This window comes from Amycolatopsis sp. Hca4 (assembly GCF_013364075.1).
In the GTDB taxonomy this organism is placed as follows: Bacteria; Actinomycetota; Actinomycetes; order Mycobacteriales; family Pseudonocardiaceae; genus Amycolatopsis.
The window spans coordinates 4,903,002-4,917,001 of record NZ_CP054925.1 but is presented as its reverse complement, the minus strand read 5'-3'; the positions used below and the strand labels follow the sequence as shown (position 1 = coordinate 4,917,001).

At 70.6% G+C, this 14,000-nt stretch carries 14 protein-coding genes and 1 pseudogene; 9 read left to right on the top strand and 6 right to left on the bottom strand.

The window, feature by feature from the left end:
• The first annotated feature begins 60 nt into the window (after window positions 1-60).
• Window positions 61-1,512, top strand: coding sequence for a PucR family transcriptional regulator (locus tag HUT10_RS21380; protein WP_176172851.1), 1,452 nt, complete (start codon window positions 61-63; stop codon window positions 1,510-1,512).
• 9 nt (window positions 1,513-1,521) lie between these two features.
• Here the strand turns inward: HUT10_RS21380 and HUT10_RS21375 are convergent.
• A pseudogene (locus HUT10_RS21375) lies at window positions 1,522-2,401 on the bottom strand (IS5 family transposase).
• 50 nt (window positions 2,402-2,451) lie between these two features.
• Window positions 2,452-2,895, bottom strand: a complete 444-nt coding sequence (locus tag HUT10_RS21370; RefSeq protein WP_176172849.1) for a hypothetical protein — start codon at window positions 2,893-2,895, stop codon at window positions 2,452-2,454.
• A gap of 75 nt (window positions 2,896-2,970) precedes the next feature.
• On the opposite strand from HUT10_RS21370, the gene HUT10_RS21365 reads away from it, so the two are divergent.
• Complete coding sequence (locus tag HUT10_RS21365; RefSeq protein ID WP_254896973.1) at window positions 2,971-3,345, top strand: hypothetical protein; 375 nt, start codon at window positions 2,971-2,973, stop codon at window positions 3,343-3,345.
• Here HUT10_RS21365 and HUT10_RS21360 read toward each other — a convergent pair.
• Together HUT10_RS21360 and HUT10_RS21355 are read right to left on the bottom strand one after the other, a co-directional pair.
• Window positions 3,321-4,052, bottom strand: coding sequence for a cache domain-containing protein (locus tag HUT10_RS21360; RefSeq protein WP_176172848.1), 732 nt, complete (start codon window positions 4,050-4,052; stop codon window positions 3,321-3,323). The genes HUT10_RS21365 and HUT10_RS21360 overlap by 25 nt on opposite strands.
• A gap of 33 nt (window positions 4,053-4,085) precedes the next feature.
• Window positions 4,086-4,820 carry a FadR/GntR family transcriptional regulator gene (locus HUT10_RS21355; RefSeq protein ID WP_176172847.1) on the bottom strand — a complete coding sequence of 245 codons (735 nt, stop codon included), beginning with the start codon at window positions 4,818-4,820 and terminating at the stop codon, window positions 4,086-4,088.
• Between the two features lie 113 nt (window positions 4,821-4,933).
• Between HUT10_RS21355 and HUT10_RS21350 the strand changes: the two genes are divergently transcribed.
• From HUT10_RS21350 to HUT10_RS21330, 5 genes are all read left to right on the top strand, one after another.
• Entirely contained in the window at window positions 4,934-6,355 is a 1,422-nt protein-coding gene (locus HUT10_RS21350; RefSeq protein WP_176172846.1) for a gamma-aminobutyraldehyde dehydrogenase, read from the top strand.
• Window positions 6,352-7,428 carry an ABC transporter ATP-binding protein gene (locus tag HUT10_RS21345; protein WP_176172845.1) on the top strand — a complete coding sequence of 359 codons (1,077 nt, stop codon included), beginning with the start codon at window positions 6,352-6,354 and terminating at the stop codon, window positions 7,426-7,428. The genes HUT10_RS21350 and HUT10_RS21345 overlap by 4 nt, the downstream gene beginning before the upstream one ends.
• A gap of 19 nt (window positions 7,429-7,447) precedes the next feature.
• Window positions 7,448-8,650, top strand: a complete 1,203-nt coding sequence (locus HUT10_RS21340) for an ABC transporter substrate-binding protein (protein ID WP_176172844.1) — start codon at window positions 7,448-7,450, stop codon at window positions 8,648-8,650.
• 76 nt (window positions 8,651-8,726) lie between these two features.
• Window positions 8,727-9,566 carry an ABC transporter permease gene (locus HUT10_RS21335; RefSeq protein WP_176172843.1) on the top strand — a complete coding sequence of 280 codons (840 nt, stop codon included), beginning with the start codon at window positions 8,727-8,729 and terminating at the stop codon, window positions 9,564-9,566.
• Window positions 9,567-9,574: 8 nt separating this feature from the next.
• The gene (locus tag HUT10_RS21330; protein WP_176172842.1) at window positions 9,575-10,363 is read left to right on the top strand and encodes an ABC transporter permease; all 789 of its coding nucleotides are present in this window, start codon (window positions 9,575-9,577) and stop codon (window positions 10,361-10,363) included.
• Here the strand turns inward: HUT10_RS21330 and HUT10_RS21325 are convergent.
• A complete protein-coding gene (locus HUT10_RS21325) occupies window positions 10,360-11,139 on the bottom strand; it encodes an SDR family NAD(P)-dependent oxidoreductase (RefSeq protein ID WP_176172841.1) in 780 nt (259 codons plus the stop codon). The two genes, HUT10_RS21330 and HUT10_RS21325, sit on opposite strands and share 4 nt — an antisense overlap.
• Before the next feature lie 59 nt (window positions 11,140-11,198).
• Between HUT10_RS21325 and HUT10_RS21320 the strand changes: the two genes are divergently transcribed.
• Window positions 11,199-11,750 carry a TetR/AcrR family transcriptional regulator gene (locus tag HUT10_RS21320; RefSeq protein ID WP_176172840.1) on the top strand — a complete coding sequence of 184 codons (552 nt, stop codon included), beginning with the start codon at window positions 11,199-11,201 and terminating at the stop codon, window positions 11,748-11,750.
• Here HUT10_RS21320 and pip read toward each other — a convergent pair.
• A complete protein-coding gene (gene pip, locus HUT10_RS21315) occupies window positions 11,736-12,680 on the bottom strand; it encodes a prolyl aminopeptidase (protein WP_176172839.1) in 945 nt (314 codons plus the stop codon). The genes HUT10_RS21320 and pip overlap by 15 nt on opposite strands.
• A 389-nt stretch (window positions 12,681-13,069) precedes the next feature.
• Here pip and HUT10_RS21310 point away from each other — a divergent pair, with 389 nt between their 5' ends.
• Window positions 13,070-13,999, top strand: coding sequence for an undecaprenyl-diphosphate phosphatase (locus HUT10_RS21310; protein ID WP_176172838.1), 930 nt, complete (start codon window positions 13,070-13,072; stop codon window positions 13,997-13,999).
• Window position 14,000: the final 1 nt, after the last annotated feature.

Sequence of the window (14,000 nt, the reverse complement as noted above, 5' to 3'; positions counted from 1 at the left end):
GGTTACCGGGCGGTCGTCAGGTGGCCGTTCCGGACAGTTCGGCGCGTAGAATTGGCCGTTATGGCACTCACGCTGGCCGCGCTGGCCGCCGAGCGCCCGCTCGGGCTGCGGGTGCTGACCGGCGAAGACGTCCTCGACCGCCCGATCGGCTGGGTCCACCCGACCGAGCTGACGGACCCGCAGGCGTTCCTCGAAGGCGGCGAGCTGCTGCTCACCACCGGCCTGGCGCTGGACGAGGGGACGTCGCCTGCCTACGTCCGCCGTCTGGTCGACGCGGGGGTCGCGGGGCTCGGCTTCGGCGTCGGGCTGAGCCACGAGTCCGTCCCGCGTTCGCTGGTGGAGACGGCGGCGGCGGTGGGGCTGCCGGTGCTGGAGGTGCCGCGGAAGACGCCGTTCATCGCGATCACCCGCGCGGTTTCGCGTGCGGTGGCGGCGGACGAGTACGCGACGACGGTCCGGATCGGCCGCGCGCAACAGGAACTGACCCGCACGGCGGTCGGCCAGGGCGGCCCGGCCGGGGTGCTGCGCAAACTGGCGAAGCTGGTCGACGGCTGGGCGCTGCTGTTCGAGCGCACCACGGTCACCGAAGCGGCTCCGGCGAGCGCACGCGCGTACGGACCTTCGCTGCGTGAGGAACTCGAGCGGCTTCGCACCGGCACCCGGGTGGTGGCGCTCGACGGCCGGGAAGTCGTGCTGCAGACGTTGGACACCAGCGCGCGGCGGGTGCTCGCGGTCGGTGCGCCGCTCGACACCGCGGGACGGCATATCGTCAACACCGCCGTTTCGGTGCTTTCCCTGGCCCTGGAACAGGATCGCGCCCAGGCGACGGCGCGGCAGGCGTTGCGGACCGGGCTGCTCGAACTGCTGGCGGGCGGCCAGGCGGAGCTGGCGCTGCGGGTGCTGGCGGCCACCGGGGCCGAGCCGCCGCGGGCGCCGTGGTCGGTGCTGGTGTTCCTCGGCCCGCCCGCGGCCCGGCGCAAACTGCTCGACGCACTGGAGGACGAGGTGTTCGCGGCCCGCTCGGGAGCGTCGGTGGCGGTTTTCGGTGCCGGAGCGGTGGTCGACACGGTGGCCGAAGCGGCGTTGCGGATCGGCGGCCTGCACGGCGGGGTGGCGGGCCCGGTCTCGGCGGGCGACTTCGCGGCCGGGCTGGAGCAGGCGGAGCTGGCGGCCCGCGCGGCGGAGGCCGAGGGCAAGATCCTCGTCTCGGCGGCCGAGCACACCGGCCGCGGCCTGCTGTCCCTCATCGAGCCGGTGGTGGCCCAGGCGTTCGCGCACGGCCTGCTGGCCCCGCTGCGCAGCCACGACGAAACCGGCCGAGGTGATTTGGTGGAGTCATTGCGTTGCTGGCTGGAGCACCACGGCCACTGGGACGTGGCGGCCGCCCGGCTGGGCGTGCACCGGCACACGCTGCGGAACCGGATCACGAAGGCCCAGGAACTGCTGGGGCGGGACTTGGACTCCCCGGGGGTGCGGGCCGAGCTGTGGGTGGCGCTGCAGGCGCCCGCCTAGGGCCTGTCCTCAAAGCCAGAGGAGCAGTGTGGCCAGGTCGATCATGCTCCGGTAGGAGGTGGCGGTCTTGTCGAAGCGGGTGGCGATGGCGCGGAATTGCTTGAGTCGGTTGAAGCAGCGTTCGACGATGTTGCGGCGCCGGTAGGCAGTGCGGTCGAAGGCCGGTGGACGACCACCCGCCCGACCCCGTCGCCGCCGGTTGGCCTGCTGGTCACGGCGTTCGGGAATGGTCGCCGGGATGCGCCGCCGACGCAGATATGAGCGGATGGCTCGGCTGGAGTAGCCCTTGTCGGCCAGGACCCGGCTCGGCCGGGTCGCCGGCCGGCCAGGACCTGGCCGGCGGAACTCGATGCCCGCCATGACCTGGATGAACTGGGTGCAGTCGTTGACGTTGCCGCCGGTCAGCACGATCGACAGCGGTCGGCCGTGGCCGTCGCAGGCGAGATGAATCTTGGTCGTGGGTCCACCCCGGGACCGGCCGATGGCATGATCACCTGGCTCGTTATGCCCGCCGCAGGATCCGCTCGCCCCCTGTGTGCGACGCGGTGGCACGGCGGGCGCCGGCGGCGTGCTGATGCGCGCGCACGATGCTGGAGTCGACCGACACCTCGCGGTCAAGTTCGTCGATCGCCTCGGCGATCACGCGGACCTGTGCCACCAGCGCGGACAGGGTACCGGTGCGTGACCAGCGCCAGAACCGGTTGTAGACCGTCTTCCACGGCCCATACCGCTCCGGCAGGTCACGCCATGCAACTCCAGTCTTGGCCTTGAACAACATCCCGTTGATCACCCGACGGTCATCCACCCGCGGGCGTCCCTTCGCACCCGACACCGGCAGCAACGGCTGGATCACCTGCCACTGCTCATCGGTCAGCTCATGCCTGCGCACCACAACTCAAGATCGAAGCAGATCAACCACCACCGCTTTGAGGACAGGCCCTAGCGCCGGAGGATCCGCTCGACGTCCGCTGCGAGGGCTTCGTTCACCGCGGTGATCACCGCGTTCCGGCGGGTCAGCCAGACCTCCTCCGCGTTGTGCTCCCGGAGCCGGTCGAGTGCGTCGAGGAGCTTCCGGTGCCGCGGCAGGCTCTCGTCGAGCTGCAGGCGTACCAGGGTGAACAACCGATCTTCCCGTTCGACCTTCTCCGCCATCGGTCCCGGCCAAGGCGAGCCGGTGTCCATCGCGCGCCGGTAGGCGTTTTCGATGAGGTAGGTGAGGGTCAGCTCCTCGGCGAGCGCCTCGCGCAGGCGAGCGGACTGGCCTTCGAGGAGGGACATGCGTGCGGTGCTCACCGCGGCGAACCGCTGGGTGCGCATCGTGAGCACGACTCCGAGCAGGACCGCGCCGCTCGAGAGCAAGGTCGTGAGGACTGCGGTGAGCACGCCGCCCCGGCTGTTTCACCGCGGTGGCGCTGCAGGCCTGAGCAACGCCGGTGTCATTCCGCGCGTCCCCTTTGCATGACCGGCAAACGGCTGGCTGTGGTGACGCTCGTGGTCCTGCTCCTGTCAGCAGGCGGCCTGGCCTTCCTGCCCTGGACCGCCAACCACTTCGGCTACGCCCTGCCGACCGACCGCGGGCTCCCGTACCGCATCCACCACGCGGGCCGCGACTACCACAGCGAAGCGACCTGCGCGGGCGCCGGCTGGTGCGGCACCTCCGCGCCGCACTGCGGGCCGCCGGAAGCCGACCTCACCCGGGTCGGCGAGGTGCCCACCCTCTTCGGGACAGCGCACCCCGTGTTCACCACCCGGCCGGCGCCCACGCCGCTGACCGTCCTCGTCCAAGCCACCCCGGGCTGCTACGTCGGTTACGCACTGATGGGTGGCCCCTGAGCCCCGGTCACCAGCACGATCGGCGAATCACCGCACCGCCGCAGCTCCGGCCCGGGCGCCGCCCCCGCCGACCACCACGCCGGGACGTCCGCCTCGCGGACCAACGACCCCGTCGGCTGGCGGACGCTGTTCGACACGATCACCCGCCCCTGCGCGTTCAGCAACGCCGCCCCGCGGCCGAGTGACCGCAGCCGCGGCCGTACCGCGCGCTCGAATTCGCGGACGTAGACGTCCGCGCCCACCACCCCGGCGAACGAACCGGCGCGGAACACCGGGATCGTGAACGTCAGCGTGTACTCGTCGGTGCACAGGTAATCCACGTACGGCCCGTTGATGTGCCGCCGGCCGGTGTCGCGGGGGACCGTGAACCAGGACTGCCTGGTGTAGTCCAGGAAGTTCGGGCTCGCCGGGTCGAGGCTGATGAACAGCTGGGCCGGCTCCGCGGACGAGCCCGTCCACCACTCGAAGCCGAATTCCGAGTCGGTCAGCACGTTCGGGGCGCTGACGAAGCCCGCGCCGATGATCAGCCCGCCGAGCGCGTCGGTGACCTGCGGGCGGATCCGGTGCAGGCCCGCCGCGGACGGCGCCTCCGCCAGTACCGACTCGGCCGCCGCCAGCAGGGGCTTGAGCCGCTCGAAAACGCCTTCCACCAGAGCGGAAACCTGCTCGACGACCTCGTCGCCTGCCAGCGTGCGGGTGTCGTTCACGGTGCTCACCTCGATGCGCGGAGTAGCGGAAGTTTACGGGGCGAGCAGGCCGAGGTGCACGTCCGCGAGCCGGTCGAGGGCGGCCAGCACGTGCTCCTCCGTCAGCTTGCGGGCCAGTTCGCCGTCGGCCGAGGAAATCGCCGCGGTGATCGCCGCGTGCTCCTCGCACGAGGGCGCCGACGGCCCGAGCGGCAGCCACAGCAGCCCGCCCAGCTCGCTCTGCAGGTGGACCTCTTCGTGCGTCAGCCGCGGTGACTGCGCGGCCGCCGCCACCTCCAGGTGGAACTGCCGTTCCGCCCGGGTGAAGTCGATGCCGCCTGCCGTGCGGAGGTCCTCGGTCGCCAGCCGCAGCCGGGCGACGTCCTCGGGCGAGCTGCGCTCGGCGGCGAGCTTGGCCGCGGCCCCGGCGATCGCGAGGTAGTGGTCGCCGACGTCCCGCAGATCGGACAACGACACCTCGCGCAGCCGCGAACGCCACTCGTCCGGGGGAGGGTTGGCCGGCGCGCGGACGAAGCTGCCGCCGCTGCGCCCCCGCCGCGTTTCGACCAGCCCCTGCTGCCGCAGGGCCACCAGCGCTTCCCGGACCGTCACGGTCGAGACGCCGAACTGCGCGGCCAGGTCGGCTTCGCTGGGCAGTTGCTCGGAGTCGGCGAGCAGGCCGAGCGTGATGGCGTCGACCAGCCGCGCCGCCACCGCCTCCGCCCGGCCGACCTGGCCGAGCGGCGCGAACATGGCGGACCGCGCGCTGTGCGACATGCCCTTGCGCATCGCCTCGCTCCTCCGCACCGGACTACCCGTTCGCACCAATCTTGCCCCATGCCCTTGTCCTATTACATATGGACTTATATGTTTTAGCTTCCGCCAGCACCCGAGGAGTGATCGTGCAGGAGCTGAAGCACTACGTCGGCGGCGCGTACGTGGAGTCCAAGTCGGGCCGGACGGCCGAGATCACCGACCCCGTCACCGGCCGCCCCTACTGCACCGCCCCGATCGCCGGGCCCGAAGACGTCGACAACGCGTTGCAGGTCGCCGCGACCGCGTTCGAGACCTGGCGCGAAACGACCCCGGCCCAGCGCCAGCTCGCGCTGCTCAAGCTGGCCGACGCCCTCGAAGCCCGCGCCGAAGAACTGGTGAAGACCGAGTCCGCGAACACCGGCAAGCCGGTCGCGCTGACGATGGCCGAAGAGATCCCGATGATCCTCGACCAGGTCCGGTTCTTCGCCGGAGCCGCGCGCGTGCTCGAAGGCCGTGCCGCCGGTGAGTACATGGAGGGCCACACCTCCTTCGTCCGCCGCGAACCCGTCGGCGTCTGCGCGCAGGTCACGCCGTGGAACTACCCGCTGCTGATGGCGATCTGGAAGATCGCGCCCGCCCTCGCCGCGGGGAACACGATCGTCCTCAAACCCTCCGACACCACCCCGGCGTCGACGCTGCTGCTCGCCGAGATCGCCGGCGAGTTCTTCCCGCCCGGCGTGTTCAACGTGGTTTGCGGTGACCGCGACACCGGCCGCGCCCTGGTCGAGCACGACATCCCGGCGATGGTGTCGATCACCGGCTCGGTCCGGGCGGGCATCGAGGTCGCGAAGTCGGCCGCCACCGACGTCAAGCGCGTGCACCTCGAACTCGGCGGCAAGGCGCCGGTCATCGTCTTCGGCGACGCCGACCTCGAAGCCGCCGCCGAGGCCATCGCCGTCGCGGGGTACTTCAACGGCGGCCAGGACTGCACCGCCGCCACCCGCGTGCTGGTCGCCGACGACGTGCACGACACCTTCGTCGCCGCGCTCACCCGGCAGGCCGAGACTACGAAGACCGGACGGCCGGACGACGAAGACGTCGCCTACGGCCCGCTCAACAACGCCACCCAGCTCGAACGGGTGGCCGGGTTCATCGACCGGCTGCCCGGGCACGCGACCGTCCACTGTGGCGGGCACCGGGTCGGCGAGGAAGGTTACTTCTACGAAGCCACCGTGGTCTCCGGCGTCCGCCAGGACGACGAGATCAGCCAGAACGAGATCTTCGGCCCGGTCATCACCGTCCAGCGGTTCTCCGACGAAGCCGAGGCGCTCAAGGCCGCGAACGCCGTGCAGTACGGCCTCGCGTCGTCGGTCTGGACCCGCGACCACCAGCGGGCCATGCGCGCCGCCGCGAAGCTCGACTTCGGCTGCGTCTGGATCAACACGCACATCCCCCTGGTCGCCGAGATGCCGCACGGCGGGTTCAAGAAGTCCGGCTACGGCAAGGACCTCTCCCTCTACGGCCTCGAGGACTACACGCGCGTCAAGCACGTGATGAGCGCACTGTGAGGCTGGCCGTGCCGAACCAAGCACCCACCACCGAGTCCCGGGACGAGCCCGCGGCACCGGAAAGCACCGGCCCGGCCATCCGGCTTTCCGGGCTGCGCAAGCACTTCGGTGACGTCCACGCGGTCGACGGCGTCGACCTCGACATCCCGCCGGGCGAGTTCTTCTCGATGCTCGGCCCGTCCGGCTCCGGCAAGACCACGGTGCTGCGCATGATCGCCGGGTTCGAGCTGCCCACCGAGGGCACGATCGAGCTCGACGGCCACGACGTCAGCCGGCTGGCGCCGTTCGAGCGGGACGTCAACACGGTGTTCCAGGACTACGCGCTGTTCCCGCACATGAGCGTGCAGCAGAACGTCGAGTACGGCCTGCGCGTCAAGCGCGTCCCGAAGCAGCAACGCCGGGAGCGCGCGCTCGAAGCGCTGAAGACCGTGCGGCTGGAGGACTACGGCTCGCGCAAGCCCGCGCAGCTGTCCGGCGGCCAGCGCCAGCGCGTCGCCCTCGCCCGCGCGCTGGTCAACCGGCCCAAGGTGCTGCTGCTCGACGAACCGCTCGGTGCACTCGACCTCAAGCTGCGGCAGGCGATGCAGCTGGAGCTCAAGCAGATCCAGCGGGACGTCGGCATCACGTTCGTCTTCGTCACCCACGACCAGGACGAAGCGCTCACCATGAGCGACCGGATCGCGGTGTTCAACGACGGGAAGATCGAGCAGGTCGGCCCGCCCGAAGAGGTCTACGAACGGCCCGCGAGCGCGTTCATCGCCGGGTTCGTCGGGACGTCGAACCTGCTCGGCGGCCGCGGTGCCGAGAGCGTCATCGGGCGGCCGGGGCTGTTCAGCATCCGGCCGGAGAAGATCCGCATCGACGCCGACCTGTCCGAGCCCGCCGCGGCCGGGGACACCAGCGCGACCGGCACGGTCACCGACGTCGTCTACGCCGGGGCGACCGTGCGGTACTCGGTCGCCCTCGACGCCGGCGGCCGGCTTTCGGTGGTGCGGCAGAACACCGACGGCGTCCTCGCGGACGGCCGGGTCCGGCTGAGCTGGCGGAACGAACACAGCTTCCAGGTCCAGTAGTCCCTTCGGAAGGGTTGCCATGAAGAACAGGAAGACGCGGCTTGCCGGGATGCTCGGCGCTAGCCTGCTGTTGGCTGCATGTGGCACGTCGGGCACGAGTTCGTCCGCGCCGCCCGGCGCGCAGGGGTTCACCCCGCCGAAGCTCGAAGCGCTCAAGGCGCTCGGGCAGCCGGAAGGCCAGCTGAACGTGCTGGCCTGGCCGGGGTACGCGGAGAACGGCTCCAACGACCCGAAGGTCAACTGGGTCACGCCGTTCGAGCAGCAGACCGGCTGCAAGGTCAACGTCAAGCCGTTCGGGACGTCCGACGAGGCCGTCACGCTGATGAAGACCGGCCAATACGATGTCGTGTCCGCCTCCGGTGACGCGTCGCTGCGGCTGGTCGCCTCCGGGGACGCCGAGCCGGTGAACACCGCGCTGGTGCCGAACTACGCCGACGTCCAGCCGTTCCTCAAGGACAAGTCGTGGAACAGCGTGGGCGGCACGGCCTACGGCATCCCGCACGGCTGGGGCGCAAACCTGCTGACCTGGCGCACCGACAAGGTGACGCCGGCGCCGAACTCGTGGTCGGTCATGTTCGACGCGAACTCGCCCTACAAGGGCAAGGTGATCGCCTACGACTCGCCGATCTACATCGCCGACGCCGCGCTGTACCTGCAGGCGCACCGGCCGGACCTGGGCATCAAGAACCCGTACGCCCTGGACGACAAGCAGTTCACCGCCGCGGTCGACCTGCTGAAGCAGCAGCGGCCGCTGGTCAGCGAGTACTGGTCGGACTACCTCAAGGAGTCGCAGGCGCTGAAGAACGGCGACGCCGTCGTCGGGACCGCCTGGCAGGTCACGGTCAACCTGACCAAGGGCGAAGGCGCGCCGCTCGAGTCCGCCGTGCCCAGCGAAGGCGCGACCGGGTGGTCGGACACCTGGATGGTGGCGGCGAAGTCGGCGCACAAGACGTGCGCGTACAAGTGGCTCGACTACATCATCAGCCCGAAGGTCAACGCTCAGGTCGCCGAGTACTTCGGCGAAGCGCCGGCGAACACGAAGGCGTGCGCGGAGATGACGGACAAGACGCTCTGCGACACCTACCACGCCGGCGACGCCGGGTACGCGGCGAAGATCGCCTACTGGACCACGCCGATCCCGCAGTGCCTCGACGGCCGCACGGACGTCAAGTGCAAGGACTACGGCGAGTGGACCAAGGCCTGGACCGAAATCAAGGGCTGACCCCTGAACTCCGGGAGCGGCGGGCTGTGTCCCCCCACTCCGCCCGCCGCTCCCGGACCTGCTCCTGCGAGGCACGATGACCGCCGTTTCGGCCTTCTTCTACCGGAAACCCCGGCTGCGCCTGGGTTTCCTGCTCTCGGCGCCGCTGCTGTGGCTCGGCCTGGCCTACCTTGGCGCGCTCGCCGCGCTGTTCGTCACGGCGTTCTGGCACACCGACGCCTTCACCGGCCAGGTCGTCATCGAGTGGTCGCTGGACAACTTCAAGACGCTGTTCACCGACGCGGTGTACCGCACGATCACCTTCCGCACGGTCGGGATCGCCGCGCTGGTGACGGTGATCGACGCCGTCATCGCGTTCCCGATGGCCTACGCGATGGCCAAGCTCGCCTCGCCGCGGGCGCAGCGGATCCTGGTGATCGCCGTGATGACCCCGCTGTGGGCGAGCTACCTGGTGAAGGCGTACGCGTGGCGCTCGATGTTGTCCGGCAACGGCGCTTTGAGCTGGCTTTCGCCCGGCTACGGCGTGACGGCCACCATCATGACGCTGTCCTACCTCTGGCTGCCGTACATGATCCTCCCGATCTACGCGGGCCTCGACCGGCTGCCGGATTCCCTGGTGGACGCCTCCGGTGACCTGGGCGCCCGCTCGCTGCGGACGTTCCGCTCGGTGATCCTGCCGCTGACCTTCCCGGCGATCGTGGCGGGCTCGATCTTCACGTTTTCGCTGTCACTCGGCGACTACATCGCGGTGAAGATCGTCGGCGGCACGTCCCAGATGCTCGGCAACGTCGTCTACGACAACATCGGCGCGGCCAACAACCTCCCGTTCGCGGCGACGGTGGCGACCGTGCCGGTCGTGATCATGCTGGTGTACCTGGCCGCGGTGCGCCGCACCGGCGCGCTGGACAACCTCTAGGAGCTCTCGTGCGCAAGCTGCTGTGGACGGCGCTGGGGCTCGGCCTGGCGGTGATCTACTTCCCGCTGGTGGTGGTGCTGCTCAACTCGTTCAACGCGGACACCACGTTCGGTTTCCCGCCGACCCGGTTCACCCTGGAGTGGTGGAGCCGCGCGGCGGCCAACGAAGGCGCGCTGCACGCCCTGTGGACGAGCGTCGAGGCCGGACTGGCGGCGACGGCGATCGCGCTGGTGCTCGGCACGATGGCGGCGTTCGCGTTGCAGCGCTACCGGTTCTTCGGGCGCAACCCGGTCTCGCTGCTGATCATCCTGCCGATCGCGCTGCCGGGGATCGTCACGGGCATCGCGCTGAACAACGCGTTCCGCACGATCCTCGGCATCGATCTGGGTCTGCTGACGGCGATCATCGCGCACGCGACCTTCTGCATCGTGGTGGTGTTCAACAACGTCGTGGCGCGGCTGCGGCGGATGGGCGGCAACCTGGAGGAGGCGTCGATGGACCTCGGCGCGACCGGGTTCACGACGTTCCGCCTGGTGACGTTCCCGATGCTGCGCTCGGCGTTGCTGGCGGGCGGCCTGCTGGCGTTCGCGCTGTCGTTCGACGAGATCATCGTGACGACGTTCACCCTCGGCACCGGCATGGAGACGCTGCCGATCTGGATCTACAACAACCTGTTCCGGCCGAACCAGGCACCGATCGTCAACGTGGTGGCGGCGGTCCTGATCGTGGCGTCGACGGTCCCGGTGTACCTGGCCCAACGCCTCTCGGGCGACACGGCATCGGGCGGCCGGCTCTAGTGCACCGACCGGATGGTGCCGCCGTCCACGCGGATCGTCGCGCCGCTCACATACGCGGCCGCCGGGCTGACCAGGTAGCCGACCGCGGCCGCGATCTCCTCGGGACGGCCCAGCCGTCCGACGTCGTTGGGCACCAGGTCGCGGGCCGCGGCGTGCTCGATCTCCGCCCATTCCGTGCCCCAGCCGTGGGCCGGGGCGATCGACGTCAGCAGCTCACGGACCGAGTCCACCAGGATCGCGCCGGGGGAGACCACGTTCGACGTCACGCCGGTGCCGGCCAGGTCCCTGGCCAGTGACACCGCCAGGTTGTGCCGCGCGGCCAGCGTCGCCGTGTAGTGCGGCTGCATCGCCAGCGGCTGGATCGCCAGGCCGCCGCCGATCTGGACCACCCGGCCCCAGCCGCGCTCGCGCATGCCCGGCACGCACCGGTGGATCATCCGGACCGCCGAGACGACGTTCGCCTCGTACATCGCGGCCCAGTCCTCCGCCGTCGCGTCGGTCCAGCCGAGGTGGTCGTACGCGCCGGCGTTGTTGACCAGGATGTCGACGTCGCCCGCCGCCTCGGCGACCGCGTCCGCTCCGGAGCCGGTCGACAAATCGCCAAGGGCGACCCCGGCCGCGCCGATCTCCGCCGCCACCTTCTCCGTCCGGGCTGCGTTCCGGCCGTGGACGACCACGGCCGCGCCTTCGGCGGCCAGCAGCCGCGCGATCGCCTCGCCGAGACCCGCGCTCGAACCGGTGACCAGCGCCCGCTTACCCGCGATTCCGAGATCCATGAAGCACCTTCCGTGGAGGTATACACCTGTAGACTTAGTGCAAGTCTACACTCGTATACATGAGACCCCGCAACGCCGCCGCGACCCGGGAAGCGATCCTGGCCTCCGCGCTCGAAGCGTTCACCCGGGCCGGCTACGACGGTGTCGGCGTGCGCGAGATCGCCGAGTCCGCCGGGGTCACGGCGATGCTGGTCAACCGCTACTTCGGCTCGAAGGAAGGGCTCTTCGCCGAGGTCGTCGAAGCGGCGATGGCCGAGCGGACCGTGCTCACCGGCGACCCGGAGACCCTCGCTGCCGACCTCGCGGCCTCGCTCGTGCGCCGGACCGCGCCGGAGGCCGGGCGGCTCGAACCGTTCCTGCTGATGCTGCGGTCGGCCCCCAACCCGCGGGCCGCCGAAATCCTGCGGGCGGGCATCGAGCGGCACGTCGAGAAGCACCTGGCCGACCTGCTTCCCGGCCGGGAGCAGCCGGGCCCGGCGCTGGCCCTGTCGGTCATCGCCGGGTTCTGGGTGATGCGCACGCTCCTCGGCAGCACCGCGCTGAACGGGGCGGACGAAGAGGTGGTGCGGCGCAAGCTGGAGCGGGTGTTCGCGGTGCTACTCGCGGAATGAGTCCGTCGCCGCCCGCAGCGCGGCCAGCACGCCGGGGTCGGTCACCGCGTGCCCGGCGCCCTCGATCAGCTTCAGCTCCGAACCGGGCCACGCCCGGTGCAGCTCGTAGGCGGTGACCGGCGGGCACACCGTGTCGTAGCGGCCCTGGACGATCACGCCCGGGATGTCCGCGAGCTTGCCCGCGTCGCGGATCAGCTGCCCGTCGTCGAGCCAGGCGCCCCGCGTGAAGTAGTGGACGGCGAGCCGCGCGAACGTCAGCGCGAACGCCGGATCGGCGTACTGGCGGACGAACGACTCCTGGGGGACCACCGAGACGGTCGCGCCCTCCCAGGTGCTCCACGCGACCGCCGCGCGGTGGCGGACCTCCTCGGCCGGGTCGTCCAGCAGCACCGCGTACCCGGCCAGCGGATCGGCCCGCAGCTCCGCCGGGAGCGGCGCGAGGAACGCCTCCCACTCGCGCGGGAAGAGGTGCGCCGCGCCGCCGCGGTAGATCCAGTCCAGCTCGCTCTGCCGCACGGTGAACACGCCCCGCAGGATGATTTCGCTGACGCGTGAAGGGTGCGTCTCGGCGTAGGCGAGGGCCAGCGTGGCGCCCCAGGAACCGCCGAAGAGCTGCCAGCGCTCGATGCCGAGCCGTTCGCGCAGCAGTTCCATGTCGGCGACCAGGTGCCACAGCGTGTTCGCGGTGAGGTCGCCGGCGTCCGGAGTCGACCGGCCGGAGCCGCGCTGGTCGAACAGGACGATCCGGTAGGCCGCCGGGTCGAAGTGCCGCCGCGCCATCGGGGCGATCCCGCTGCCCGGGCCGCCGTGCAGCACCACGACCGGCTTCCCGGCCGGGTTGCCCGCCTCCTGGCACCGGATCCGGTGCCCGTCTCCGGTTTCCAGGAACCCTTCGGCACGCGGGGCGATCGGCGGGTACAGCTCGTCCATGCGGATCACTGTGCCTTATCGGAAGACACTGTGCCGTAGAGCCTTGGCCGTCGTCCCGACGCCTCGCCGCCGGGCGCCGGGACGACGGCCAAGAAAGGTGGGGACCCGCCCCCGCCGCCGGGCTGAGCGGGTCCCCGGTTCGGGGGCCTCAGCCGGGTCGGACAGTCCGCTCACGCATTTCGGTCCTCCTCGTCGAGGGTGCGAAGTTCGTCGTGGCGGCGACGGGCTAAACGCTAAGCCACGAGTCGAACGCCAGTCAAGAACATGATTGATGTTCATGGATGTGAACGCCAGCTGTGACGACGCTGAGTGCGCCCGTCCCCCTTGCCGGGTGCTGACGAAAGAGCGGGTACTTTCCGGTGTCGGGATTCGGCAAAAAGGGGTACGGAATGTCTGCGGTGACCTATTTCGAGGCAATTGTCGTCGGGGCACTGCAGGGGGTGTCGGAATTGTTTCCGGTGTCCAGTCTCGGCCACAGCATCCTGCTGCCGGCCTGGCTCGGCGGCTCGTGGCAGCGCGACCTGAGCATCGGGAAGGACTCGCCGTACCTCGCGGTGCTGGTGGCGATGCACGTCGCCACCGCGCTCGCGCTGGTCCTGTTCTTCCGCAAGGACTGGGTGCGGATCATCGGCGGCCTGTGGACCTCGATCCGCCACCGCGAAGTGCGCACGCCGGACCAGCGGCTCGCGTGGCTGCTGGTGCTCGCCACCATCCCGGTCGGGCTGGCCGGCCTGCTCTTCGAGGGCCTGCTGCGCGACCACCTCGGCAAGCCGGTGCCGGCGGCGATCTTCCTCGCGCTCAACGGCGGTGTCCTCTACGCGGCCGAGAAGTTCTCCCGGCCGAGCAAGGCCGCCGCGGAAGAGGACACAGTGGACTTTTCGGCCGAAGACACCATGGTGATGCGGGCGATCAGCGTCGAGGAGGCGACCGACGTCCGGCTGGCGAAGCTGCGCGTCGGCGAGGCGGTGCTGATCGGCGCCGCGCAGATCCTCGCGCTCCTGCCGGGCATCAGCCGCTCGGGCATCACGATGGTCGCCGGCCTGCGCCGCGGGCTGGGCCACGAGGACGCGGCGCGGTTCGCGTTCCTGCTCGCCACACCGGTGATCCTCGCCGCCGGCGTGCTGAAGATGCCGACGCTGTTCGCACCCGAAAACCACGCTTCGCTCGGCCCCGCGCTCGTCGGCAGCGTCGTCGCCGGGGTCGCTTCGTACATTTCCGTCCGGTTCCTCACCGGGTACTTCGAGACCCGCACGCTGACCCCGTTCGCCATTTACTGCGTGGTCGCCGGAATCGGCAGCCTGCTCTTCTTCGCGGTCTGAC

Excerpts from the sequence above, each read along its gene's own strand:
- HUT10_RS21365 (WP_254896973.1), top strand. The coding sequence starts at position 2,971 with ATGACCGGCAAACGGCTGGCTGTGGTGACGCTCGTGGTCCTGCTCCTG.
- HUT10_RS21325 (WP_176172841.1), bottom strand. The coding sequence starts at position 11,139 with ATGGATCTCGGAATCGCGGGTAAGCGGGCGCTGGTCACCGGTTCGAGC.
- HUT10_RS21335 (WP_176172843.1), top strand. The coding sequence starts at position 8,727 with ATGACCGCCGTTTCGGCCTTCTTCTACCGGAAACCCCGGCTGCGCCTG.
- HUT10_RS21355 (WP_176172847.1), bottom strand. The coding sequence starts at position 4,820 with ATGCGCAAGGGCATGTCGCACAGCGCGCGGTCCGCCATGTTCGCGCCG.
- HUT10_RS21380 (WP_176172851.1), top strand. The coding sequence starts at position 61 with ATGGCACTCACGCTGGCCGCGCTGGCCGCCGAGCGCCCGCTCGGGCTG.
- pip (WP_176172839.1), bottom strand. The coding sequence starts at position 12,680 with ATGGACGAGCTGTACCCGCCGATCGCCCCGCGTGCCGAAGGGTTCCTG.
- HUT10_RS21320 (WP_176172840.1), top strand. The coding sequence starts at position 11,199 with ATGAGACCCCGCAACGCCGCCGCGACCCGGGAAGCGATCCTGGCCTCC.
- HUT10_RS21310 (WP_176172838.1), top strand. The coding sequence starts at position 13,070 with ATGTCTGCGGTGACCTATTTCGAGGCAATTGTCGTCGGGGCACTGCAG.
- HUT10_RS21340 (WP_176172844.1), top strand. The coding sequence starts at position 7,448 with ATGAAGAACAGGAAGACGCGGCTTGCCGGGATGCTCGGCGCTAGCCTG.